24 protein-coding genes and 1 pseudogene are annotated in these 23,336 nt (G+C 59.7%); 16 read left to right on the forward strand and 9 right to left on the reverse strand.

The annotated features are described in order from the left end of the window. The first annotated feature begins 200 nt into the window (after positions 1-200). Positions 201-1,169, forward strand: a complete 969-nt coding sequence (locus FJ443_RS28860; protein ID WP_181175155.1) for an enoyl-CoA hydratase/isomerase family protein — start codon at positions 201-203, stop codon at positions 1,167-1,169. Here FJ443_RS28860 and FJ443_RS28865 read toward each other — a convergent pair. The 6 genes from FJ443_RS28865 to FJ443_RS28890 all read right to left on the reverse strand — a co-directional run bounded on the left by FJ443_RS28865 (position 1,166) and on the right by FJ443_RS28890 (position 6,594). Next, on the reverse strand, positions 1,166-2,677 hold the full coding sequence (locus tag FJ443_RS28865; protein ID WP_140666622.1) for a tripartite tricarboxylate transporter permease: 1,512 nt from the start codon (positions 2,675-2,677) through the stop codon (positions 1,166-1,168). The genes FJ443_RS28860 and FJ443_RS28865 overlap by 4 nt on opposite strands. A 4-nt stretch (positions 2,678-2,681) precedes the next feature. After that, on the reverse strand, positions 2,682-3,107 hold the full coding sequence (locus tag FJ443_RS28870) for a tripartite tricarboxylate transporter TctB family protein (protein WP_181175156.1): 426 nt from the start codon (positions 3,105-3,107) through the stop codon (positions 2,682-2,684). Positions 3,108-3,146: 39 nt separating this feature from the next. Next, positions 3,147-4,112, reverse strand: coding sequence for a tripartite tricarboxylate transporter substrate binding protein (locus FJ443_RS28875; RefSeq protein WP_140666626.1), 966 nt, complete (start codon positions 4,110-4,112; stop codon positions 3,147-3,149). Positions 4,113-4,274: 162 nt separating this feature from the next. Next, entirely contained in the window at positions 4,275-4,967 is a 693-nt protein-coding gene (locus FJ443_RS28880) for an amino acid ABC transporter permease (protein WP_140666628.1), read from the reverse strand. Further along, on the reverse strand, positions 4,964-5,671 hold the full coding sequence (locus FJ443_RS28885; RefSeq protein ID WP_140666630.1) for an amino acid ABC transporter permease: 708 nt from the start codon (positions 5,669-5,671) through the stop codon (positions 4,964-4,966). Before FJ443_RS28885 ends, FJ443_RS28880 begins: the two co-directional genes overlap by 4 nt. Before the next feature lie 101 nt (positions 5,672-5,772). Continuing rightward, positions 5,773-6,594 carry a transporter substrate-binding domain-containing protein gene (locus FJ443_RS28890; protein ID WP_140666632.1) on the reverse strand — a complete coding sequence of 274 codons (822 nt, stop codon included), beginning with the start codon at positions 6,592-6,594 and terminating at the stop codon, positions 5,773-5,775. A 260-nt stretch (positions 6,595-6,854) separates the two neighbouring features. On the opposite strand from FJ443_RS28890, the gene FJ443_RS28895 reads away from it, so the two are divergent. The 4 genes and pseudogenes from FJ443_RS28895 to FJ443_RS28910 all read left to right on the forward strand — a co-directional run bounded on the left by FJ443_RS28895 (position 6,855) and on the right by FJ443_RS28910 (position 7,986). Continuing rightward, positions 6,855-7,121: a transposase gene (locus FJ443_RS28895; RefSeq protein ID WP_246681251.1), complete on the forward strand. Its 267-nt coding sequence runs from the start codon at positions 6,855-6,857 to the stop codon at positions 7,119-7,121. Positions 7,122-7,293: 172 nt separating this feature from the next. Further along, positions 7,294-7,401, forward strand: a pseudogene (locus FJ443_RS31870) (IS3 family transposase); the annotation flags it as partial. 35 nt (positions 7,402-7,436) lie between these two features. After that, positions 7,437-7,778, forward strand: coding sequence for a DDE-type integrase/transposase/recombinase (locus FJ443_RS28905; protein WP_181175158.1), 342 nt, complete (start codon positions 7,437-7,439; stop codon positions 7,776-7,778). A 19-nt stretch (positions 7,779-7,797) separates the two neighbouring features. Next, on the forward strand, positions 7,798-7,986 hold the full coding sequence (locus FJ443_RS28910; RefSeq protein ID WP_246681252.1) for an IS3 family transposase: 189 nt from the start codon (positions 7,798-7,800) through the stop codon (positions 7,984-7,986). Here the strand turns inward: FJ443_RS28910 and FJ443_RS31360 are convergent. Together FJ443_RS31360 and FJ443_RS28915 are read right to left on the reverse strand one after the other, a co-directional pair. Beyond that, positions 7,970-8,122: a hypothetical protein gene (locus FJ443_RS31360; RefSeq protein WP_181175160.1), complete on the reverse strand. Its 153-nt coding sequence runs from the start codon at positions 8,120-8,122 to the stop codon at positions 7,970-7,972. The genes FJ443_RS28910 and FJ443_RS31360 overlap by 17 nt on opposite strands. 84 nt (positions 8,123-8,206) lie before the next feature. Next, positions 8,207-9,115 carry an enoyl-CoA hydratase-related protein gene (locus FJ443_RS28915; protein WP_246681253.1) on the reverse strand — a complete coding sequence of 303 codons (909 nt, stop codon included), beginning with the start codon at positions 9,113-9,115 and terminating at the stop codon, positions 8,207-8,209. A 58-nt stretch (positions 9,116-9,173) separates the two neighbouring features. Here FJ443_RS28915 and FJ443_RS28920 point away from each other — a divergent pair, with 58 nt between their 5' ends. From FJ443_RS28920 to FJ443_RS28930, 3 genes are all read left to right on the forward strand, one after another. Continuing rightward, positions 9,174-10,391, forward strand: a complete 1,218-nt coding sequence (locus FJ443_RS28920; protein WP_140666638.1) for an MFS transporter — start codon at positions 9,174-9,176, stop codon at positions 10,389-10,391. Between the two features lie 223 nt (positions 10,392-10,614). Further along, positions 10,615-11,145: a MaoC family dehydratase N-terminal domain-containing protein gene (locus tag FJ443_RS28925; protein WP_140666640.1), complete on the forward strand. Its 531-nt coding sequence runs from the start codon at positions 10,615-10,617 to the stop codon at positions 11,143-11,145. Positions 11,146-11,148: 3 nt separating this feature from the next. After that, complete coding sequence (locus FJ443_RS28930; RefSeq protein ID WP_140666642.1) at positions 11,149-11,643, forward strand: acyl dehydratase; 495 nt, start codon at positions 11,149-11,151, stop codon at positions 11,641-11,643. 41 nt (positions 11,644-11,684) lie between these two features. Here FJ443_RS28930 and FJ443_RS28935 read toward each other — a convergent pair whose 3' ends face one another. Continuing rightward, complete coding sequence (locus FJ443_RS28935; RefSeq protein ID WP_140666644.1) at positions 11,685-12,605, reverse strand: hydroxymethylglutaryl-CoA lyase; 921 nt, start codon at positions 12,603-12,605, stop codon at positions 11,685-11,687. A gap of 352 nt (positions 12,606-12,957) precedes the next feature. Between FJ443_RS28935 and FJ443_RS28940 the strand changes: the two genes are divergently transcribed. The 8 genes from FJ443_RS28940 to FJ443_RS28975 all read left to right on the forward strand — a co-directional run bounded on the left by FJ443_RS28940 (position 12,958) and on the right by FJ443_RS28975 (position 22,989). Next, positions 12,958-13,983, forward strand: coding sequence for a LacI family DNA-binding transcriptional regulator (locus FJ443_RS28940; protein ID WP_246681254.1), 1,026 nt, complete (start codon positions 12,958-12,960; stop codon positions 13,981-13,983). Positions 13,984-14,068: 85 nt separating this feature from the next. Beyond that, entirely contained in the window at positions 14,069-15,121 is a 1,053-nt protein-coding gene (locus tag FJ443_RS28945; RefSeq protein WP_140666648.1) for a LacI family DNA-binding transcriptional regulator, read from the forward strand. A gap of 398 nt (positions 15,122-15,519) precedes the next feature. Then, entirely contained in the window at positions 15,520-16,629 is a 1,110-nt protein-coding gene (locus FJ443_RS28950) for a putative 2-aminoethylphosphonate ABC transporter ATP-binding protein (protein ID WP_246681269.1), read from the forward strand. Positions 16,630-16,661: 32 nt separating this feature from the next. Beyond that, positions 16,662-18,338 carry a putative 2-aminoethylphosphonate ABC transporter permease subunit gene (locus FJ443_RS28955; protein WP_246681255.1) on the forward strand — a complete coding sequence of 559 codons (1,677 nt, stop codon included), beginning with the start codon at positions 16,662-16,664 and terminating at the stop codon, positions 18,336-18,338. 46 nt (positions 18,339-18,384) lie between these two features. After that, the gene (locus FJ443_RS28960) at positions 18,385-19,671 is read left to right on the forward strand and encodes a CoA transferase (RefSeq protein WP_140666652.1); all 1,287 of its coding nucleotides are present in this window, start codon (positions 18,385-18,387) and stop codon (positions 19,669-19,671) included. Then, a complete protein-coding gene (locus FJ443_RS28965) occupies positions 19,668-20,831 on the forward strand; it encodes a CoA transferase (RefSeq protein WP_140666654.1) in 1,164 nt (387 codons plus the stop codon). The genes FJ443_RS28960 and FJ443_RS28965 overlap by 4 nt, the downstream gene beginning before the upstream one ends. An 81-nt stretch (positions 20,832-20,912) precedes the next feature. Next, on the forward strand, positions 20,913-21,953 hold the full coding sequence (locus tag FJ443_RS28970) for an extracellular solute-binding protein (protein ID WP_140666656.1): 1,041 nt from the start codon (positions 20,913-20,915) through the stop codon (positions 21,951-21,953). A 244-nt stretch (positions 21,954-22,197) separates the two neighbouring features. Then, the gene (locus tag FJ443_RS28975; protein WP_140666658.1) at positions 22,198-22,989 is read left to right on the forward strand and encodes an enoyl-CoA hydratase/isomerase family protein; all 792 of its coding nucleotides are present in this window, start codon (positions 22,198-22,200) and stop codon (positions 22,987-22,989) included. The last annotated feature ends 347 nt before the right edge of the window (positions 22,990-23,336 follow it).

Below are 23,336 nucleotides of genomic sequence, written 5' to 3' on the forward strand. Positions count from 1 at the left end.
GCGTTTGCGCATGACGTCGTTCGTCCCGTACTAACGCACCATGGCACAGAATGTCGACATATTTTTGCAATTGGCGGTATTGTAGGTGAAAATTCAGCCATAAAAGACAAATAAGTCGACAGATTTGATGCAGCGTCTTGACGATGGCATGTCCGTTTTCTAGCACGGAGCTGACAATTGTGTATCGGCTGGAGGACGCCATGGATCGCAGCGAAACATCCCCGGTGCTCGTGCGCGTGCAAGGTACTTGCGGTGTCCTCACGCTCAATGCGCCATCGTCACTGAACGCCCTCAGCCTCAAGATGGTTCAGTCGCTAGGCCAACAGCTTCGAATCTGGCAAAACGACAGATCGATCGAGAACGTTGTCATTATGAGTAGCGGCGGCAAGGCATTTTCTGCCGGCGCGGACGTTCGTGCGATGTGGAAGCATGCCGTCGCGCAGGACTACGGTACGATCGACAACTATTTCGAGCAGGAATACGCGCTCGATCTGCTACTGGCGACATTCCCCAAGCCCTGCATTTCGCTTGTGAACGGTATCTGCTTTGGCGGAGGCATGGCGGTGAGCGTGCACAGTCGGTACTGCGTCACCACCGGCAGTGCCAGGTTCTCCATGCCCGAGACGCTGATAGGCTTTTTCCCGGATGCCGGGGCCAGCTGGTTCCTGCCGCGGCTTGCGGGCAGCATCGGGATGTATCTCGGCCTGACCGGCGCCCAGCTGACGGGTGGTGACGCCGTGAGGCTCGGGCTGGCAAGTCACTATGTCCCGGAGGCGGAGTTCGCCGACTGCCTCGAGGCAATCTGCCGGGATGGGATTGCCGCGGCGGATGCCCTGAGCATGGAGCCGCCACCGCTCTCGTTTGCGTCATCGCTCGCTGAGATCGACGCTTGTTTCGGCGCGTCCGGTCTCTCGGCGATAGAACAATCGCTGCGCGATGACGGCGGAGACTGGGCGACAGCCGTCCTGCGGACGCTGCGGGATCGATCGCCCGCTTCGCTGGCATGGACCTTCGACATGCTGAGCCGGCCAGGCGATCAAACGCTGCAACAGAAGCTTCGCCAGGAGTTGGAGATGGTCGCTGTTTCGACGCGCCACCCCGACTTCAGGGAAGGTGTGCGCGCCACGTTGATCGACAAGGACCGGACGCCACGCTGGCGCCGGTACTAGAGGCTCTCGGACTCCTGGAAGACCGACCCGCGGCGCTTCCTCAGTGCCGGCAATGCGGTCAGCACGATCGTCAGGACGGCAGTTCCCAGCAGGACCGCGCTTATCGGCCGCTCGAGGAAGACCATGGCGTCGCCCCGCGCGATGATCAGCGCGCGCCGGAACTGCTCCTCCAGCAACGGGCCGAGAACAAACCCCATCAACAAGGGCGCTGGCTCGAAATCGAGGCGCATCAGGAAGTACCCGGCAGCGCCAAAAGCGGCGATCAGCCAGACCTCGACGATGCTCAACGAGACCGCATAGACGCCGACGATGCAGAAGGCCACGATCGCGGGATAGAGATATTTATAGGGCACCGAGAGCAACCGGACCCAGATGCCGATGAGCGGCAGGTTGAGGACGAGCAGGATTACATTGCCGATCCACATCGATGCGATTAGCCCCCAAAACAGCTCGGGATTATTGGTGATGACGCCCGGGCCGGGTCTGATGCCTTGGATGACCAGAGCGCCGATCATGAGCGCCATCACCGGATTGGCCGGCAGCCCGAGCGTCAACATTGGAATGAACGATGTCTGTGCCGCGGCATTGTTGGCCGATTCAGGGCCCGCCACGCCTTCCACGGCACCTTCGCCGACGTTCACGGCACCTTTTGAGAACTTCTTTTCCAGAGAATAGGAGACAAAGGAGGACAGCGTGGCGCCGGCGCCGGGAAGGATACCCAGAAACGACCCGACGGCCGTTCCGCGCAAAATGGGCGGCGCCATCTGACGCAACTCCGCCCCGGTCGGCCAGAGCCGCTCGATCTTGGCGCTCGCGACTGTCTGGTGATCGCTCGTCTCGAGGTTGCGGATGATCTCGCCGATTCCGAACAAGCCAACCGATATGACGACGAAGCTGATGCCGTCGGCCAAGCCGTTGAACCCGAACGTCAACCTGTGCGCCCCGGTGTAGAGGTCGGTCCCGACCATCGACAGCATCGCTCCCGCCACGATCATCGCCAGGCCCTTGGCGAACGAACCATGAGCCAGCATCGCCGAGACGACCAGTCCGAGCACGACAAGCGAAAAGTATTCAGGGGCGCCGAAGCGAAGCGCGACGTACGACAGCGGTACCGCAAAGACGCCAATCACGAGGGTGGCGACCGTGCCCGCAAACAGCGACCCTAGAGCCGCCGCCGTCAGTGCGACGCCAGCCTTGCCCTGGCGCGCCATCTCGTGGCCATCTATGGCGGTGACGACGGATGACCCTTCGCCGGGAATCTTGACTAGGATGGCCGTCGTCGACCCGCCATACTGCGAGCCGTAGTAGATGCCGGACAGCATGATGATGGCGGGCAGGGGTCCAAGCGTGAATGTAATCGGTAGCAGCAGCGCGATCGTTGCCGTTGCGCCGATACCCGGCAGCACTCCGATCGCCGTGCCCAGAACCGCGCCTATGAAGCAATAGAGCAGATTTTCCGGGGTCAACGCGACGGAAAAGCCGAGAATTATGCCGGAAATGATTTCCATCGGATCAGGTGCCTGCGAACTCGAACCACGGGCCTAACGCGCGAAGGGGGATGCCGAGGCTGAACTTGAAGACCAGCATGCAGAAGATCACAAGCACGATTGTGGTCGTGAGGGCAGCCAATAGCGAGGTCGACTTGCTCGCGAGGGCAGCAGTCAGGACGGCCAGCGACAGGGCCGGAACTGTTCCCGCCGGAACGACCAGCAGCCCGAAAATGCAAGGTGCAGCCATGATCAAAAACAGACCGCGCCAGGAGAGCCTGGAAAAGACCGCCACATGCCGCGACATGATGCCCTGGACAAGCACGATGACCCCAATGAATGCCAGGAGCGCGGCGAGCCCCATGGGAAAGGCCCCGGATCCTATGCCCAGGGAACTCGTCATCTTCAGGTTGCCGGCAGCCAGCGCGTAAGCGCCGGCGAAGCCGATCAATCCGGCTCCGCCATAGACGTCTTTGGTGTTCATTCGCTATCACTCGACCTTGATGTTGGCCGCCTTGACGATGTCGCCCCAACGCTTGGTGTCCGACTGGATCAGATCTCGCAGCGCTTCGGGCGTCGACGACACCGGGTCGATGCCGTTCGTCTTGTATCGGTTCACGACGTCAGGATTGGCAAGCGCCGCTTGGGTAGCTGCCGAGAGCTTCTGCACGACAGCGTCGGGCGTGCCTTTCGGTGCCAGAATGGCACCCCACGCGGCGGCGGCATAGCCTTCCACGCCGGCCTCCTGCATGGTTGGCACGTCGGGCAGGTTGGCATTGCGCTTGGTATTGGTCACCGCGAGCGCCTTGAGGTCTCCGGACTTGATCTGGTCCATCGCGGACGGCACCGAATCCATGACCATGTCGATATTGCCAGCCACGACATCGACGCGTGCCTCCGCGGACCCCTTGTAGGGAACCTGGCGCATCTGGGTGCCGGCGATCATATCGAGCATGACGCTGAACATCTGCACCGATGAGCCGACGCCGGCCGAGCCATAGGACAGCTGTCCGGGCTTTTCCTTGGCCAGAGCGATAAGTTCCTTCATCGAGTTCACACCAAGGCTCGGTCTCGCCACCAGGACGTGGTCGACCTCGAAGGTTTTGGAGATCGGGACGAGATCGACGGCCGGATCGAACTGCTCCTTGTACAGATGCGGGTTTGTCGTCAGCGAGCCCATGGTCGCAAAGACGAGAGTGTAGCCGTCGGGGGCTGCTGCCACCGTGTATGCAATCCCGACATTGCCTGCAGCGCCGGTGCGGTTTTCGACCACCACCGGCTGGCCGAGTTCCTTGCTCAGCTGCTCCGACACGATGCGTGCCGAAATGTCGGTTGCTCCGCCCGGAGCGAAGGGCACCACCATCGTGATGGGTTTCGTTGGCCATTCCTGAGCCTGCGCCGAACCGGCCATGCAGAGCGCGGAAAACAGCGCCAGAACCATTCTTCTGTCGATCATCTTATCCTCCCGGTGAAAGTGCCGTTCCTCGACGGAGCGACGCCCCCTGCTTGGCACAGCTGTTCACAAATGTCGACACTAATTCTGTTGTGGTGCCAAATAACGGCGATTTGACGGCCAAGTTGAGGGCTTGTGTCGTCACTACCTAGGACAAGCGTTTTTCTACTGAGTCGTTACAAGCCGCGTCGACACGCGGTTTTCCAGAGCCCGGGTAAATCGGCTCAAGCTGTAGCAGATCACGAAATAGGTCGCGGCCAGGATCGTGAAGACTTCCATCGGCTTGGTTAGGGTCATGCTGTTGACGTGGCCGGCCGTCAACGTCATCTCGCCGACGCCCACCATGTAGCCCAGGGAAGTCTCCTTGATGATAATGATAGCCACGTTGAGGATGCCGGGACTGACATTGTAGACGACCTGCGGGAGTACGATGCGCCAGACGATCGGAAACCAGGAAAGCCCCAGCGCCTTCGCGGATTCGATTTGCCCTTTCGGGATCGCGACGATACCGGCGCGGATGACTTCCGAGAGAAACGCGGTCTGGTACAACGTGATCGCGATAATGATTGTCGTGAACCCGCTCAGCGGGAAACCGACAATGCCCGGAGCTCCAAGGTAGATCCAAAAGATGATGAGCAGCACCGGGACGCAGCGGACGCAATTCACATAGGTGGCCACGGGCCACTCCAGATAGCGTTTGCCGCTCGTGCGGGCCAGGGCGACAAGGATCGCCAAGGGAAATACCAGCGCAATGCAGCAGGCTGACAGCACAAGCGTCAGAGCAAGGCCACCGAGCGGTCCAGCTGGGTATTCGCCGAGCAGTATATAGAGTCCGCTATCGCGGATCAGTTCGATCATTGCGATGCCTGACCGGGTATGCGCAGCCATCGTGTCAGGACATAACCCAGGGATACGATCAGGATCGAGCCTGTGAAGTAGACAGCAGTGGCTACCGAGAAGGCTTCGAACACGCGAAACGTTTCCGTCGTGATCTCGCGCGCCCGGTACATCAGTTCGCCAACCCCGATCGCAGCCGCCACACTCGTGTTCTTGAACAGGGACAGCGACTGGCTGATGATCGGCGGCAGGGCGTGGCGGAATGCCTGGGGCAGGATGACGAGCCGCATCGTCTGCAGGAACGACAGTCCGATCGATCGAGCACTTTCAAACTGCGTTTGCGGGATCGCTCTGAGCCCGCTGCGCAGATCCTCGGACATGAAGGCCGCACCATAGAGGGTAAGCGTGATGGCGCCGAAGACGAACTCGGCACTGTTGCGATTGGCGAAGTCGATGATGACTGCCGGAAGGAGTGACGCAATGCCGAAGTACCAGAGCAGCAGATGCACCAGGAGCGGCACGTTACGCTGGAATTCGACGAACCACTTTGTGGGTATCGAGACGAATTGGCAAGGCGACGATCTCAAGGCGACGATCCCAAGCGCCAGCAGGAGCCCCCCGGTGATGGAGATTCCGAACAGCATGATCGTCGTCTCAATACCACCGATCAATCGCCGAAAGTAGTATTCGTCGAGGATGATCGAATAATCGAATTCGTAGTTCATCGGCACTCTTTGGTTCTAAGTGCTTGGCTGATGCGTGCAATCCGCAAGACATACGCCGCGCAAGGCGCGGCGTATGATGTTTCGGCTGAACGCGGCGCGACCTAGCCCATGGCCTTGCCAATCTTGAACGTGCGTTCAAGCTTGTAGTCGGACTTGCTGCCAAGCCACTTGTCCCAGAGCTTCTGAGCCTCACCCGATGCTTCCAACTTGTCCAGGAAGCTATTCAGGTAGGCCTTGAATTCATCCTCTCCCTTGCGAATGCCGAACCCTGATCCCTGGCGCAGCAGTGGCGGCTCAAGCAGCCTGATCTTCGGGCTTCCTTCGGGCGACCGCAATTGCAGCCCGACTGCCGCAGCGGAGCGCTGGATGGTCGCATCAACCTTGCCCTGCTGGAGGGCTAGGAAGGCCAGCGGACCGTCGTCGAAGGCTATGACATTGGCGTCGGGGAATTTGCGGGCTGCGGCGCTCTGGTAGAGCGAGCCCTTGGCTGCCGATATGCGCTTGTCCGACAGCTGGTCGACTTTTGCGATTGGCGAATCCTCGCGGACGATGAAGTAGAATCCATCCTCCACATACTGATTACTGAAATCGATGACCTTCGCACGCTCCTTGGTATAGCTCATGAGGGCGGCGAGGAGGTCAATGCGGCCCTCGATTAGCTCCGGCACCCGCACGTCGGCAGCGACAACCTTGCCTTCGGATTTCACACCAAGATCGGCAGCGATCATGTTGCAGAGATCGACCTCGTATCCCACGACTTCGCGCGTTGTCTGATCGTAGTAGGCGAACGGCTGCACGATCGTCAGTCCGCAGACAAATTTGCCGTTTGCCTTGATGTCTTCAAGTTGCCTTGCATGTGCAGCGGATATCGAAAAGGCTGCGATCACAACCAGTCGCCCCAAATTTCTCCATACGGTCTTCATTGATGAGTCCTCCCAAAGCTCTTTCCTGAAAATACGTATTGTCGACTTTTTGTCAACAACTCGGGAAATTTAGAGGGCATTTCGGGATAGAATTGAAAATTTTGTCGACACTTTATGTGTATTGCGCTTCTATGGTTCATGGGGTGCGGGGGTGTCAAACGGCTTCCACAACTGACCCCGATTGGAGTGGGCCCCGCGGACCGGACAGGATGAACAAGCAGAATTGACTTGGAAGCCGGGCTTTCGAAGGATGGAAGCCCATGGTGACTTATCGCACGCACAGCATCGAGTTCAAACGTCAGGTAGTGCAGGAGTTCCTGTCCGGCGAGACGCTGCATGGTCTCGCCAAGCGACACGAACTGCCGCGTAACCTGATCCGCATCTGGGTCCAGAAATACGAGGCCGGCTCCTTCGACGAAGACGTGGCGGCGGCCGACACGATGCAGACCTATGAGGCGCGGATCGCAGAGCTGGAGCGGCTGGTACGCCGGCAAGCCTTGGAAATCGAGTTTCCAAGGGGGCTCTGAAAAGCGTACCACGTCCCAGAGGCGGGACTACATCCGTGATCACCGGCCCGGCGGTGTCTCCATCGCTGAAGGATGCCGGCGGGGATCGCGCGATCAACCTACTACGATCAGCCCGAAACCGCCGTGGGTGCTCGTCGAGACGATGGGTGAGATCTCCGACAGCTTCGAAGCTTACGGCTATCGCCGCATGCAGGCGGCGCTGCGGCAGCGCGGCATCGTCGTCAACCACAAGAAGGTCAGGCGGTTGATGCGCGAGCACGATCTGCAGCCCAGGATCAGGGGCGCTTCATCGCCACTACGGACAGCGATCACGAGTTGCCGATCTTCCCGAACCTGGCGAAGAACGTGACACCCGACGGCCCGAACCAGCTCTGGGTGAGCGACATAACGTACGTGACGATTGCGGCGGGCTTCATCTACGTCGCGGTCGTTTTGGATGCCTGGTCACGCAAGGTCATTGGTTACGCCATCGGTCGGTCGATCGACGCGCGCTTGACCGTTGCAGCATTGAAGGCGGCAATCGAACGACGAAAACCCCCGCCGGGCTGCGTCCATCACTCGGACCGAGGGTCGCAATGTGCCGCACTCCTCTACCGCAACGTTCTCGCCGCACGATCTTATTGGATCGATGGGCCGGCGCGGCAATCCCCACGATAATGCGAAAGCGGAAAGCTTTATGAAGACGATGAAGGTCGAAGCCGTCTATCCGATGGCCTACGAAACCTTCGCCGACGTCGCTGAGGACCTTCCCCGCTTCATTGATGAGGTTTACAACACCCGCCGATTGCACTCAGCGCTCGGCTATCTCAGCCCGCAACAGTTCGAGGACCAACACGCCCGGCAGCGGGTCAAAACAGCGGCTTGACCCTGTCCGGTCGCAAGGGCGCACTCCACTTCTTCCTGCCACCCTGCAGCCAGACGTCAATCTCATCGAACAGCTGTTCGCCAAGATCAAGCACCTCATGCGACGCGCCGCCAAACGCTGCGTCGAAGCCGTTCACAAAAATCGACCCAAGCCCTTGATGCCGTCGGCCCCACCGAATGCAAGAACTACATCGAAAACGCCGGGCGAAGCCGGATGCGCCTCACTCACCCCGGAATATCGGCTCCCGCTTTTCAGCGATCGACAGCAACCCTTCAGCGCGGTCGCGGGTGACGGCGGTGCGGTGATGGGCCTGTAATTCGAAGCGCAGGCCCGTCGCAAGGTCGACGTCCATCGCCACTCCGATCGCCTTCTTGGATTCGCGAACTGCCATTGGCGCATTGGCGCTGATAAGGCATGCGGTTTCAAGCGCCGCCGGCAACAGGTCGGGCAGCGGCAGGAGCCTGTTGACCAGGCCCCATTGCAGCGCGTCGGCGGCCGAGAACATGCTGCCGGTGAGGATAAGCTCCTTCGCGCGGCGCGGACCGCAGGCACGCGGCAAGGTCTGCGTTCCGCCGCCCCCAGGAACGATGCCGAGTTTGACCTCGGGAAGGGAAAACCGGGCCGTCTCCGCCGCATAGGCAAAGTCGACCGCCGCGACCAGCTCGCACCCGGCTCCGACGGCGGCCCCATTGACGGCCGCGATGACCGGCACCGGACACTCCTGAAGATCGCGGATCAACTGTTCCATCAAGCCGCGATGCCGGCGCGCTGCCTCAGCCGTCATCGTACGCCGCTCCTTCATGTCGCCGCCGCCACAGAAGATTTTCTCGCCGGCCCCCACTATCACCACACACCGGACATCGCCGGGATCGAAGGTCAGTTCGCAGACCAGGGCTGTCAGATCGCTCAGCACTTTCAGGTTGAGCGCATTGCCCACGTCCGGCCGGTTAAGCGTCAGCACCAGTACATGGCCGATCTGTTCCTGAAGCAACGGTTCGTTCGTGCTCATGTGATTTTGCTCGTATGTGAATATTAACGTTTCACCATGAAAAACGTAGTGTATTACAGATATTTGAAATTGACTCAAGTTCGGTATAGTGGCCTTTCCGTAAAACGATAAATCGTCCAATTTCTTATCGATAGGCGAACCGGAATTGGTCCTCGTCCGTCCGTAGCGATTGGCCGCCTTGGACCTGAAAGCTGTGTCGATGCCGAAAAATGGCTCATCGAGCCTTTTGTTTGTCACCATGTTTCCACAAGCCATCATGTCCATGGTAGTGCTGACGCCGCCAGTCGTCGCTGACCAGGTGACCAGGGCGGTCAATCTGCCGGTGGAGGCAGCGGGCTTTTACACAACCCTGAACTACTTTTTCATTGCTTGCGGCACGCTGTGCTCGGGCGTTCTCATCCCGCTGATCGGGCCGCTTCGGCTGAGCTTTGCCTGCATCTTTGCAGGCGGATTCGCCTTGGCCCTGTTTGGGCTCGCTTCCGTGCCCGCCATCGTGACGGCGGTCGCGTTCATGGGGCTGTGCTATGGACCGCTGACGCCGTCGAGCACGCAGGCGATCGCCAGCCAGGGACGGATAGAGAATATCGCTCTATTCATGTCCGTGCGGCAGACCGCCGTGCCCATCGGCGGCATCCTTGCGGGTCTCGTCGTGCCGCCCCTCGTCGTGCGGTTCCATCTGCCGACGGCCATGCTGATGATCGGGGCCGTGGTCACGCTCGCAGCTCTCTTTGCCGGCTTCGGGCTTAAAATCGTGCGTAGCGAGGTGCCGCTGTCCAAGCCGCTAGGGCGTGTTGGCTTCTTTGCTCCGCTTCGCCACATGCTCCAGGACGGTGATCTGCTGAAGCTGTCCTTCGGCTCCATGATTTATGGTGCCTTGCAACTGACAATCAGTTCACTGCTTGTGGTGTTCCTGATGTCGACGCTCGGCCACGACCTGATCGCCGCGGGCTTGTTTCTGGGCGTCAGCCAGACAGGGGCCGTTATTGGCAGAATTGGATGGGGATTCCTGGCCGACCGCCTCTCGGCGCTGCGCGCCGTACTTGCAGGCGTGGGCGTCGGCATGTCGGTGACGTGTGTTTTGGCCGGGATGCTTTGGCCCTCGGCGCCGGATTGGTACCTCGGAGTCGTGGTTTTCGCGTTGGGAGCGACGACCAGCGGCTGGAACGGCGTTTTCCTGACCTGTCTGATCAAGGCGGTGCCGATAGAGAAGGCCGGCTTCGCGGCGAGCGGGTCGCTGCTGTTTTCATATTTTGGCATCGTGCTAGGTCCGCCGCTATTCGGAATCCTGGCCCTTCTCACCAGTTTCTCGACCGCCTTTCTTTCCTTTGCCGTGCTGGCGCTTGCCGGCGCCTTCCTGTGCCGGCCTTCCGCCAGTGTCCCGCAAGTCACCACATGAATGGCTCGGCGGTGGAAGATTGGCCAAGAATGGAAACGATTTCCTTGTCCGCAATCGAAGGATCTGAGTACGCCCGTTCTCAATGAACTTTCTGCTATAGCCTCTTGTCCTCTTGTAAAGGTCGTTCAACCAACGACGGTAGCAGGTTTGGAAAAAACGTTTCATTGACAAGCTTGAGACCACTGGTAAAAGTGGCTACGCATTGTGACAAGTGGGGCGGAAGATGGCGGTTAACCACATAAACTACGAGGTGCTTGCGATCGTAGGCGCCCAGTCGTCCTGGGTCGAGGCTTGCCACCCTGTCGAGCCGAGCGAGGTGCGTCGTTTCTTCCAGGCGGTGATGGATTACGATCCGCGCTTCTGGGACGCTGAGCATGCCGCCGGCACGCGCTACGGCGTTCCAGTGGCGCCGCCGGCCTTCGCCGTTCATGCGTTCCGCCGTCCGCCCGACGAGACGAACGACACGCTGGCTGCGGCCGGGGATCCCGATTTCGATGGCTTGTCGCGTTCGATGCGACCCGGCTTGCCCAAGATCCCGCTGCCGCTTTCCGGCATTCTGAACGGCGGCTATGAATATGAATTCTACTCCTATCCGGCGATCGGCGAGCGCATTATCTGCCGCAGCGCCTATCGCGACATTTTCCAGAAGGAAGGCAAGGCCGGCCCGATGGTGATGATCCTGATTGAGGACGAATACGCCACGGGTGATCATCGTCCGCTGCTGAAATCGCTCAACACCATGATCATGAGGTAGAAGGTGGCCGAGTCGCTATATTACGAAACGATTTCCATAGGGGACGAGATCCCCAACCTGGTCAAAGGGCCGATGACGACCGCACATATCATGCGCTGGTCGGCGGCGATGGAGAACTGGCACAAGATCCATTACGACTGGCGCTATGCTACCGGACACGACAATTTGCCGGACGTCCTCGTCAACGGTTCGTGGAAGCAGCATGTGCTGGCGCAATTGCTGGTCGATTGGGCGGGCGAGATCGGCTGGCTGTGGAAGATGAACTTCCAGTACCGCGGCATGAATATCCCGGGCGATACGTTGACCGCTTGGGGAAGGGTGTCGGGAAAGAGCAAGCGAGGTGCTTATGGCGTAATCGAACTCGCCATCGGCCTGAAGGATCAGAAGGGCAAGGAAGGCTCGCCCGGAACTGCCGCTGTGGTGATGCCACTCAGGAACGGTCCGAAAGTTCCTTACCCGTTCGATCCCAGCGTGCTTAACTTGACGGCGCGGACTTGATCCGCTGAGCCGAAGACGGGGGCTCGCCCCCGTCTTCTCGGTCAGGCCGCGTTGCGGTAGGTGGGGGGGATTCCGGCGCGCGCCACGTTGCCCAGCAATGTCTCCTCCGGAATTCCACCTTGCAGGATCTCGCGCGCCTTCAGCAGCGCGTCAAGATCGATCTCTGTGTCGAAACCCATGCTCTCCAGCATAAACACCAGATCCTCCGTGACGATATTGCCGGACGCGCCAGGGGCGAAGGGGCAGCCGCCCAGCCCACCGAGAGCCGAATCGAAGCAGCGAATCCCTTCCTCGAGCCCCACCAAGGCATTGGCGATGCCGAGCCCCATCGTATCATGAAGGTGCAGGCGCTTCAGTTTCGTGCCCACCGCAGCCCGCACCGCGCGAACCAGCCTGCGCACTTGCGCCGGGTTTCCGTAGCCGACCGTGTCGGCGAGCGCCATGCTGTCGACGCCGGCTTCGGCGAGCGCCGTAGCGACTTCAACTACGCGGCTTTCCGGCACATCGCCATCTATCGAGCAGCCGAACGCCGTGGCGCAGCCCGCGTCTACTTTCATCGGCCGATCCTGCGTGCGAGCCCAGTCGACGATGTGCCTGACTTCCTCGACCTGGTCCAGGCTGCCCTTCCTGGTATTGGCGCGGCTGTGCGCTTCGCTGACGGAAACGGGGACGATAACGGCATGCGCACCACATTCGTAAGCCCGCTGCGCACCTTTCAGGTTTGGCACCAGCGCGATGACGTGCAGATTTGGGATGCCAAGGCTCGCCTCTACGATTTCAGCCGTATCGGCCATCTGCGGAACCAGTTTCGGAGGCACAAAGCTGCCGACCTCGATTTCTTTTACGCCTGCCTTCGCCATTGCCTCTATCCACCTGATCTTCACCTGAGTCGGCATGATGGAATGGCTCATTTGCAGGCCGTCTCGCGGCCCAACTTCGGTGACAAGGATGGGTTCGCCCATAATTCGGATTCCTTCACGTTACGGCCGCGCTAAACTGCCGGATTTCTCCACCATCCCATGTAAATCGTTTCAACAATGTCTTTAAGTAAGTGCAAATTGTTGGTCAAGAGGACTTGTAGGAATCGCAGAACTGGCGGGTTCCTGAGGAGAGATCGCTTGCAGGTAAACGTTTTTTGGATATTGGCGGGCAGCTTGGCGGCGCAGGCAAGAATCAAGGTAAGACAGGCCCCGGTGTCTACTCGCGCTGCGATCCGCTATAGATCGCTGGCCGCCCTCGCTCGTCCCGGGTGAGGTGGCCGGCCGGGTTCTGCTATTTCCCGATACAACAGACGGCGGTTTTTGCATGGAAGACATGGATACTGGCAGGACGCTCTTGAAGAGAGCGACCATAAGCGACGTGGCGCGCAAGGCGGATGTATCCATCGGCACCGTCTCGCGCGTGCTTAACGAGGCCCGCAACGTGCGGCCTGCGTTGCGGCAGCGCGTGCTGGCGGCAGCCGCCGAGTTGAGCTACCGGCCGGACGGGCTGGCGCAGGGCATGCGCTCCAAGAAAACGCTGGTAATCGGCGTGGTCGTGCCGAATTTCCAGAATCCGTTGTCGTCGGAAGCGGTCGTCGGCATCGAGGAGGAACTGACCCGGCTGGGTTACACCCAATTCCTTGCCAATTCTCGCTACGACCGTGCCCGCGAGGAGAATATCCTCAAGGAGTTTGCGCGGCGCCGCGTCGACGGAATCATCGCGATCCTTAGCCGGGACGACGACCCGGAGACGACCGCGCAGGTGCGCGGACTTCCCATGCCGCTGGTGCTTCTCGAGCGCGAGATCGGAACAACGTTCGATGCCGTCTGGACGGATCAGATCGCTGGCACCTATCGCGCCACGCGCTACCTGCTCAGCCTTGGCCACCGTGATATCGCTCTGGTGACGGTTCCCGCAAACAACATGTCGGGACGCCACCGCCGCCAGGGTTACGAAATGGCGTTGGCCGATGCCGGCATTTCTGTTCGCGAGGAGCTGATCGGCATGCAGGGTTATACCCGCGGCTATGCGCTCGACACCGCCTATTCCATACTTTCGATGCGCGGCCGACCGACCGCCCTGATCGTTAGTGGAGGTATGCTGGCCGGGGTCCTGGAAGCGACGCGCCAGCTCAACCTTGCCATCCCTGATCAACTATCGCTGATCTCGCTGGGTGACACCGAACTCGCCGGACTGATGCGGCCCGGCATCACGGCGATCCGCTATGATTGGGCCGAAACTGGCCGCGTGGCGGCGCGCCTGGTCGTTGACCGGCTGAAGGGCGTCAGGTCTGAAGCCGGCCGCTTCATCGTTCCTTATGAATTCATTCGGCGCGAGTCATGCCTCGATCTCGTATAGAGCTTCTCGACATCCCGGCGGCTCTGTTCCAACGTGCTCTTAGGCTCTAGAGTGAGGCAGGCCTATTGCGGAAACTCTCAGTGACATGTTGAAGAAACGAGAAAAGGCAGCCGGGAACGTCACCATCAAGCACGTCGCCAAATATGCCGGCGTGTCGTTGGGCACGGTTTCACGCGTTCTCAATGATGCAGCCAATATCGATCCGGCGCTGCGCCTGCGTGTCGAGCAGGTGATCAAGGAACTCGGCTATAAGCCGAACCCGGTCGCACAGACCCTGCGCTCACGACAAAGCCGAGTCATCGGCGTGGTGCTACCGGACATCCAGAATCCGCTCACCGCAGCGGCCGTCACCGGCCTCGAACCTGTTTTGCAACGGGCCGGCTACACGCTTTTCCTGGCCAACACTCATTCCGACCGTGAGAGGGAAAGGGAGATCCTCGATCAGTTCCAGCGACGCCAGGTGGACGGCGTCATTGCGATGGTGGCGAACGACGACGACGCCGAGACGCGTGACCAGCTGCAGAATCTTGCGGTGCCGCTTGTTTTGCTTGAGCGGGAAATGGACGTCGATGTCGATCGAGTCCTGACCAACCAGTTTGAGGGTACCTATCGGGCGACCCGTTACCTGCTTGGGCTCGGCCACCGGCGCATCTGCTTGATCACCGTGCCTGCCATCACCTATTCGGGACGTGAGCGTATCCGGGGTTTCAGCACAGCCTTCACCGACCTTGGTTTGGAAAGCACGCAGGACCTTATCCATTCCGAAGGCCGCGAGCATCCCTATGGCCGGGACGCCGCCTATTCGTCACTGACCACCCGCGCGGCGGCCAGTGCGATCATATGCAGCGGCGGCCATCTTGCCGGCGTCATCGAGGCGGTGCGCCTGCTGAATCTTCAGATTCCCAGGGATCTGTCGATCGTGACCTTGGGTGATACCGAACTGGCCGCTTTGATCGAGCCGCCGGTGACCGCGATCCAGTATGACTGGATGGCGACCGGCCGCTGTGCCGCCGACCTCCTGGTCATGCAATTGTCGGAAGGCCGACAGGGCGAGCGGAGACGGATAGTCGTTCCGCATGAATTCCTGATCCGGGGCTCCTGCGCACCCTTTCCCAACGGCGCCGGCTCAGCCACCTAGAGCCCAAGCCCAATCAGCGCCGATTCCCCAGCACTGAGATGCAAGCTCTGGGAAATTGCGATGAACCGTTTCATTATTCGCTTGCGCTTTGATTTCTGTCCAATTATCGTTCGGTAATCAGTCCCGTACGACAAGAAGAACCATGCCGTAAAAAGCAGATGGCACAAGGGAGGAGGAGGTTCATGAGCCAACGGGTAGCACCGCGCGGTTTGCGTAACCGCATGAGATGTCCTCGGTTTTTCACACTGGATGGACTCAATTCCGTCATCGGATAGTCCTGTCCCATCCGGTATATCGATCTCAGCATCGGAGCTTTCTCCGGTTGTCGGAAGTAACTTATGCTTCACACAGTTGATGCCCGGCCAATGGCCCTATTATCTGAAAGAACAGGCTCGGATATGGAAACGCCGCCATTTTTGACAATTCGCGGCATAGATAAGCATTTCGGCACGTTCCGTGCTCTGCGCAACATCAGCCTGAATGTTGAGGCGGGTGAATTTGTCTGCTTTCTTGGCCCGTCGGGATGCGGGAAATCGACGCTGCTGCGCGTCATAGCCGGTCTGGAAGAGCAAAGCGCAGGCACGATCCACAGCATGGGCAAGGATATTTCGCACCTGGCTCCGGCGCGGCGCCAGTGCGGCATCCTTTTCCAGTCTTACGCTCTGTTTCCCAATTTGAGTGTGCGCGAGAATATCGTCTACGGGTTGCGCAACAGTCGCATAAAGCGTTCGGAAATCGATTTCCGGCTGGCCGAATTGCTCGACCTCATTGATTTGCGCGGATCGGAAAAGAAGTATCCGGCGCAGCTTTCGGGCGGCCAGCAGCAGCGCGTCGCGCTTGCCCGCGCGCTTGCGCCGTCCCCGCGGCTGCTTCTCCTCGATGAACCGCTCAGCGCGCTCGACGCCAAGGTGCGGGTGCATTTGCGCCAGCAGATCCGCGACCTGCAGAAGCGGCTCGGCCTGACCACGATCATGGTCACGCACGATCAGGAGGAGGCGCTGAGCATGGCAGACCGGATCGTGGCGATGCACGAAGGCGAGATTAAACAGATTGGTACGCCAACGGAAATCTACCATTCGCCGAGCACGCTCTTCGTCGCGGATTTCGTCGGCAAGATGAATATCCTGCCCGGCCGCCTGGCCGGGAAGCGCCTTTTCATCGGCAGCTTCGAAATGGCGGTGCCGGAACGGTACGACACGGCGGAAAACCAGGGCCATGTGGTCGCCTGCATTCGGCCGGAGCAGGTTCGGCTCAGCCGTGAGAACGATGCGTCCGGCTTGCCCGCGTTGGTGATGAGCCTCGAATTTCTAGGCTCCTTCTGGCGGGTCAGGCTCATCGTGCCGGATCTTGGCGGAACCGAACTTGCCGTGGACTGCACGAGCATGGAGATGGCTCTCTCGCCGGTAAAGGTTGGTCAAGCCGTACGAGCGATCCTTCCCGTACAGGAACTCTGTGTTTTTCCGGCCGATGGCTCTCCGCTCCAACCGAGCCAGGTTGTCAGACAATGACGGATGTCGCTGCTTCTACGACTGATCCGCACATGCGTCCGGACTCGGAAAACCTTGTCCGCCAGGTAACATTGGGCGCCGTGGTTCTGGTCACCTTGGTGATGATCGTGCTGCCGCTCTATACGCTACTCTCGCAGAGCTTCGAGAATTCGGACGGCAGCTTCATCTGGTTCGACAATTTCATCAGCTATGCGAAGGATCCCATCCTTCGCCAGTCCGTGATCAACAGCGTCTGGGTCGCCTCGCTCACCGTTCTGTTCGTCGTCCCGCTCGGCTTTATCTACGCTTATGCACTGACGAGAAGCTGCATCTGGCAGAAGGGGCTGTTCAAGGGCATAGGCCTGCTGCCGATCCTGGCGCCGTCCTTGCTGCCGGCGATCGCGCTGGTCTATATTTTCGGAAACCAGGGCTATTTGAAGTTCCTGATGCTTGGCCATTCCATCTATGGGCCGGTCGGCATCATCATCGCCCAGCTCTTCCATTGCTTTCCGTTTGTCATCCTGATCATGACGACGGCGCTGGGAACGGCCGATGCTCGTCTTTACGAGGCGGCGGACACACTCAACACATCGCGCTGGCGTATTTTCTGGACGATCACCTTTCCCGGCGCGCGATACGGCCTGGTAAACGCCTGCTTCGTCGTCTTCACCACCGGCATCGTCGACTTCGGCATCGCCAAGGTCATCGGCGGAAAGTTCAATATGCTTGCCGTCGACGTCTATCGGCAGATCATCGGTCAGCAGAACTTTCAGATGGGTGCGGTAATCGGGGTCATCCTCCTCATCCCCCCCGTTTTGACGTTCATTGTCGAGCGACTGACCCACCGCCAGCAGGTTTCGCAATTGACGTCGCGCGCGGTGATACTGCAGCCGAAGCCGTCGCCAGTTTTCGACCGCTTCATGTTCTGCGTTGTGCTCGTCCTTGCCCTGCCGATCGCGAGCATCATTGGCACCGCCATCTTTGCCTCCTTCGTCAGGCTGTGGCCCTACGATCTTTCGCTGACGCTCGACAATTTCAATTTCGGCGCAGTCGATCCGGGCGGCTGGTCCAGCTACTGGAACAGTGTCAACATGGCCTGTTTTACCGCGTTTTTCGGAACGGTGCTGACCTTTGTCGGCGCTTACCTCAGCGAGAAGCATCCCACCCGCTCCAAGCTGATGACGGTGTATCATATGATCGCCATGATACCGCTTGCCGTTCCTGGCATCGTGCTTGGTCTGGGCTACACCTTCTTCTTCAACGCTCCGACGAATCCATTAACAGTGCTCTACGGGACGATGACCATCATGGTCATGTGCACGATCTCTCACTACTATACGGTTCCGCATCTCATGGCGCTGACCGCACTCAAGCAAATCGATGCCGAATTCGAGGCGGCCTCCCGCGCCCTCGGAGTTCCGTTCTGGACAACGCTGCGGCGGGTGACCGTTCCTGTTGCGATACCGGCGATCATCGACATGGCCACCTTCTATTTCGTCAATGCAATGACGACGGTGGCCGGCGTCATCTTCATTTATGCCTCGACGACGAAGGTGGCTTCGATCGCAGTCCTTGCTTTGAACGACACGGGCGACGATGGCGCCGCGAGCGCCATGGCCATGATGATCGTCTACACCTCGATCGCGGTGAAGCTCGTGCAGGTGGTGGTAACCAAGCTTCTGCTGCGCAGCCAACAGCAGTGGCGAAGTATATCCCCCAAGACGATCTGAGCATCCTAGCCATGAATTGATAACCCGCTCAGCAGTTTATTCGAATTTGGACGAATATTTCATGAACCGTTTCATTAAGTCCTTTAAAGGCCCGCTCGCGGATGTCAGAGTCGTCGAGATCGGCTCCGATGCCGCGCTGGCGTTCGGTGCCCGGCTCCTTGCCGATCTTGGCGCGGAGGTCATCAAGGTCGAGCCACCGCAGGGAGATGCCCTGCGGTGTGCCCAGCCTTTGACCGCAGGCGGCGAAAGCGTGCTGTTTGCCTATCTCAATTACGGAAAGCGGATCGTCCAACTCGACACGGATCGCTCGGACGGGCAGGCATTGTTGGACGAACTCCTCGGCAAGACGGACCTCGTCCTTGCTGAGGGCTCCCAACTTGCCCGCGCCGAGGACGGCGGAGCGACGCTGCGGGAGTGCGCCGGGCGTCCGGTTACGGTTGCGGTTTCCCCGCATGGGCTTTGGGGACCAGGCACCGCCCGGCATACGTCTTCCTTCGTGCTTCAGCATACAAGCGGCTTCGCCTTCCATCAGGCGAGTCCCGTCACCGATCCTGAGGCGACGCCGCCGGTCAGTTGCGCTGACTGGGAAGGCGATCTTGCGGCCGGGCTGATGGTCGCCATCTCTTCGATCTGGGCGATCGAGTCCGCAGGCGCGGCCCGTCCCGGCCCCATCGTCGACATGTCCCGTGAGGACGCATTGGTCTATCTACTAGTCGAGCCTTTCGCCGACTGGCAAGCGGGCGCGGATGTCTCCCAAAGGCAGCGAGATCCCGCCAAGGGCCTTACCATTGCCGGCGGTCTTGTCTGGTATCTGCCCTGCGCGGATGGCGGCGTCATGGTCTCGCCGCGCGAGGACCACCAGTGGCAGCGCTGGTGCGAGGTGATGGGCCTTCCTGCCTGGACCGCCGATGCAAGCCTGTGCGGCGACCGCGTCATACGCACCAACAATGCCGCTAAAATCCAGGAAAAAATGGCGGATTGGTCGAGGACACGAAGCAGCAAAGACGTGGTTGCGGCGGCGCAGTCTGCCCGCGTCGCCTGCTTTCCCGTCAGCACGCCGCGCGACCTCATCGAGAACGTACAGCTTCGCGACCGCAAATTCTATTCCCAATTGTGCTTCGAGAGCGGAGAGGCAATTCCGGTTGCGGGTCTGCCGTTCCGTTTCGTGACGCAACAGGGCGAGGAACTTGCCAGAGGCAGTACCGTCTCTGCGCCGACGCGAGGAAATAGCGGGGATCAAGTGTTGGCGGAATTGAACCGGCGGGAGGCGCGAAACACTTCCGATGCCGAAAAGCCGTCCCGCGGCCGACTATCCGAAGAAAGTCTACAATGAACAAGCAGAATTTGAACGGAATCCGGATCGTCGACTTCAGCTGGGTAATGGCCGGCCCGATGACGACCAAAATGCTCGGCGGGATGGGCGCGGAGGTTATCAAGATCGAATCGTCGACGCGACCGGAATTTTCCGTGCGCGACGGCATGTTCTCGATCATCAACAACAATAAGCGAAGCTGCACGCTGAACATCACCACGGCCGAGGGACAGGACCTCATTCGGGAACTGGTCGCTTCCAGCAACGTGGTGGTGGAGAATTTCTCCTCCCGTGTTCTCGTCAAATACGGACTTTCCTACGAGCATTTGCGCGAGGTGAGACCCGACATCATTTTCGTGTCGGCATCCGGGATGGGCCGTACCGGGCCCGAGCGCGACCTGCTGGCCTACGGTTCGCTGCTCCAGGGCTATAGCGGCCGTGTCGGCATGATCGGCACGCCGAACCCGACCCTGGAGGCGATGGGAATCCTGCCCGCCTGGACCGATCCGATCACGGCGCTCTGGGAGACTACGGCCATATTGGCGGCAATCCGTCATTGGCGCCAGACCGGGCAGGGCGCCTATGTCGACCTATCGATGCTGGAAGCGACGGTTTCGCTGCTGCCGGAGGCCCTGCTTCACGCAGCCTTGGGAAAGACGGTTCCCGAAAGTCGCAGCGTCACGGAAACGCAGGCTTCGCCATCCGGATGCTTCCGCTGCGCGGGACCGGACGAGTGGATCGCGCTTTCCGTGCGCAACGAAGCGGAGTGGCGTGGCCTGTGCCGGACGATGGGAGATGCAGCTCCGGCTGCGAGCCCTGCCGACGACGCCTCACGCTATTCCACGAAGAAGAAATTGAACGCACTGGTCGCGGTCTGGCTCAAATCACAGGCTGCGGCAACGGCGGAAGCCGCCTTGCAGGCAAACGGAGTGCCGGCGGCACGGTCGCGGAATATGGGGCAACTGGTCGAGGACGGACATATGCGGGAACGCGCCATGTTCCGCGAGATCGATGGCCAGGTCGAGATGGCTACTCTTCCCTGGCTTACGGAAGATCTTTGGCGAGGAGAATTCGTGCCGACTCCCGCGTTGGGAGCGGACAATGACTATGTGTTCGGGACGCTTCTTGGCCTGTCGGCCAAGCGGCGCGCCGAACTCGTGGAGGCCGGCACGATACGTTGAGCGAAACCAGTTCGCGCAGGACGCTCATGCCGGAAAGGGACCGCATTTTGCGGGAACACTGGAGTAGATACGGAGGAAACGATGGAAAGAAAACGTTGGAGGTTGGCCGCGTGGTCCTTGGGTTTGGCGGCCGCACTGTTGTCTTCGTCTGCCATGGCAAAGGACAAGACAGTGCTCACGGTTTACACGACACTACAGAAGGAAGTGCTTACGCCTTATGAGAATGCCTTTGAGGCGACCCATCCCGACATCGACATCACCTGGATACGTGATGCTGGGGGCGTGATCCATGCACGGTTGCTGGCTGAGCGGGACAATCCGCGTGCCGACGTCATTTTCGGCGTGCCGGTAACCGATATCGTGGGTCTCGCACGCGAAGGCTTGATAGAGCCGTATGCGCCGAAAGACTACATGAATTTGCAGCCAAAATTCAGAGACAAAAACAATCCGCCGATGTGGACCGGATTGGAGATGTATCTGAACATCGTCTGCTTCAACACGATCGAGGCCGAGAAGCGGGGTATTCCAGAGCCCAAGAGCTGGACCGATCTGGCTGACCCTATCTACAAGGGACAGATCGCCATGCCAAACCCGACTATGAGTAACACCGGCTTCGGCTATGTCCATAGCTGGATCCAGAAGATGGGTGAGGAAAAAGCCTGGGATTTCCTGTCCAAGCTTCATGAGAATGTGTCCGTCTATACCAACTCCAGTTCAACGCCCTGCAAGTATGCAGCGACGGGAGAATACGTGATTGGCCTTTCCACCGATCTGACCGGTCCGTTCCTGAAGACCAAAGGTGCGCCTTTGGACCTTTTGGTTCCGGACAATGAAACCGCTTGGGACATCGAATCCACTGCCATGGTCAAGGGCAGCAAGAAGCCCGAGGCAGCAAAGGTGCTGATCGATTGGGGTGCGAGCAGGGAAGCCCACACTCTCTTCAACAACTATTATGGGGCAGTGGGTTTGGACGGCCTTAACAATGGGCCGAAGAACTCGATTCCCGATGGCGCTTCGAAGGCGGCCGACTACAGCGTCGAGTGGTCGATCGACAACCGGCAGCGGGTTCTCGAGGAGTGGGCCAAGCGCTTTGACTCCAAGTCCGAGCCGAAGCCTCAATAAGGACCGTGGCTGGCCTGGTTTGTTCCAGGTCGGGTCTGGACTGATCCCGTGATCGGGGTCCGACTTCCAGACATCGCCGTGCATGCATTCAAATGTACGGCGATGTCCCCTTCTTGGCTACTCCGCCAGACCCTACCGACCTGCCGGCTTGCGGACGCTGGGCCTCCGGAAATTTCTTGCCGAAAAAGCGCCGCTTGGCGACCGCAAGGGCTGACGGCGCCGAACTAGAAAGGACAGATCATCTATGGTTGCCTCTTCTGCTTTCGAGTTTTTCCAGCTTGAGCTGCGCAGCGGCGTAGCGGTTGTGACTATCGACAGGCCGCCGGTCAATGCGTTATCTCGTGAGGTTTATGAGAGTCTGAGCAGGTTGATCGACCATATCGAAGCGACGGAAGAAATTCGCGCCGTGGTGTTGGCCTGCAAAGCGGAGGCGAAGGCCTGGATTGGAGGTGGCGACCTCAACGAGTTCCTGACCTTGAATTCCCAGAGGCGGCGGGAGCGGCACGCCTATATTGAGACCATTACAGATCGTTTCTACAATCTTTCCCGCCCGACCATAGCTGCCGTCAGCATGCCGGCTCCGGGCGGAGGCATGGTCTTTGCAAGTTTCTGCGACATCATTATAGCGGCGGACACGGCATTTTTCTCGATGCCCGAGGTCGATCGGAGCCTGACTGGCGGGGCGGGCGCCTACCTCTTCCGACTGCACCTGCCGGTTCCGTTCATTCGGGAGCTAATCCTAACAGGGCGCAAGGCGACTGCCCGCGAATTGCATCACTTTGGCTTTATCAATCACGTCGTGCCAAAGGAGGATGTGCTCCCGAAAGCCATCGAGATCGCGGAAGCCATCGCGGCGAAGAGCATTGCGGCGGTGCGGGCGATTAAGCAGGGCGCAAATTTGATGGACCGGGTAGGTTGGGACGAAGGCCGTGCCGTCGCACATAGGTTCAGTGAGGAACTGGTGAGTGGCCCGGACTACAAGGAAGCCATCTTGGCATTTCTCGAAAAGCGCAAGCCATCATTCGCCGGCAGGTGAGCGGAGGGCTGGCCGGATCTTATTCATGTCAGATCGCGGGGCGATTTACAGAGGCATCTTGCCCGGCAGGCTCATCGCGCCGGCGTAGCTTGCCGGAGTAACCCGCCAGTACAGCACCGTCACGATGGCGACGCAGGCCAGAGGTGGCGAGCGCCAGTCGGCTGATACGTCCCACCTACCGGGCCGTCGCCGGATCGCTTGACATCGTGAGCGTGCCGAAAAAGGTCGAGATTGGCTGTCCCGATATCTTTCGGTCACAACCACATCAGAAGCCGGTTTCGATCCGCATGTTCCGCATCACCGAAAAATTTCTGAGTATTCCTGGTTTCGATCTCTCTTGATGACGG

Source organism: Mesorhizobium sp. B2-6-1 (assembly GCF_006440475.1).
GTDB lineage: Bacteria > Pseudomonadota > Alphaproteobacteria > Rhizobiales > Rhizobiaceae > Mesorhizobium.

Coding starts and splice junctions, on each gene's coding strand:
- FJ443_RS28945 (WP_140666648.1), top strand. CDS start 14,069: ATGTTGAAGAAACGAGAAAAGGCAGCCGGGAACGTCACCATCAAGCAC.
- FJ443_RS28965 (WP_140666654.1), top strand. CDS start 19,668: ATGAACAAGCAGAATTTGAACGGAATCCGGATCGTCGACTTCAGCTGG.
- FJ443_RS28950 (WP_246681269.1), top strand. CDS start 15,520: ATGGAAACGCCGCCATTTTTGACAATTCGCGGCATAGATAAGCATTTC.
- FJ443_RS28860 (WP_181175155.1), top strand. CDS start 201: ATGGATCGCAGCGAAACATCCCCGGTGCTCGTGCGCGTGCAAGGTACT.
- FJ443_RS28895 (WP_246681251.1), top strand. CDS start 6,855: ATGGTGACTTATCGCACGCACAGCATCGAGTTCAAACGTCAGGTAGTG.
- FJ443_RS28875 (WP_140666626.1), bottom strand. CDS start 4,112: ATGATCGACAGAAGAATGGTTCTGGCGCTGTTTTCCGCGCTCTGCATG.
- FJ443_RS28940 (WP_246681254.1), top strand. CDS start 12,958: ATGGATACTGGCAGGACGCTCTTGAAGAGAGCGACCATAAGCGACGTG.
- FJ443_RS28970 (WP_140666656.1), top strand. CDS start 20,913: ATGGAAAGAAAACGTTGGAGGTTGGCCGCGTGGTCCTTGGGTTTGGCG.
- FJ443_RS28975 (WP_140666658.1), top strand. CDS start 22,198: ATGGTTGCCTCTTCTGCTTTCGAGTTTTTCCAGCTTGAGCTGCGCAGC.
- FJ443_RS28890 (WP_140666632.1), bottom strand. CDS start 6,594: ATGAAGACCGTATGGAGAAATTTGGGGCGACTGGTTGTGATCGCAGCC.
- FJ443_RS28955 (WP_246681255.1), top strand. CDS start 16,662: ATGCGTCCGGACTCGGAAAACCTTGTCCGCCAGGTAACATTGGGCGCC.
- FJ443_RS28910 (WP_246681252.1), top strand. CDS start 7,798: ATGAAGACGATGAAGGTCGAAGCCGTCTATCCGATGGCCTACGAAACC.
- FJ443_RS28885 (WP_140666630.1), bottom strand. CDS start 5,671: ATGAACTACGAATTCGATTATTCGATCATCCTCGACGAATACTACTTT.
- FJ443_RS28865 (WP_140666622.1), bottom strand. CDS start 2,677: ATGGAAATCATTTCCGGCATAATTCTCGGCTTTTCCGTCGCGTTGACC.
- FJ443_RS28935 (WP_140666644.1), bottom strand. CDS start 12,605: ATGGGCGAACCCATCCTTGTCACCGAAGTTGGGCCGCGAGACGGCCTG.
- FJ443_RS28925 (WP_140666640.1), top strand. CDS start 10,615: ATGGCGGTTAACCACATAAACTACGAGGTGCTTGCGATCGTAGGCGCC.
- FJ443_RS28880 (WP_140666628.1), bottom strand. CDS start 4,967: ATGATCGAACTGATCCGCGATAGCGGACTCTATATACTGCTCGGCGAA.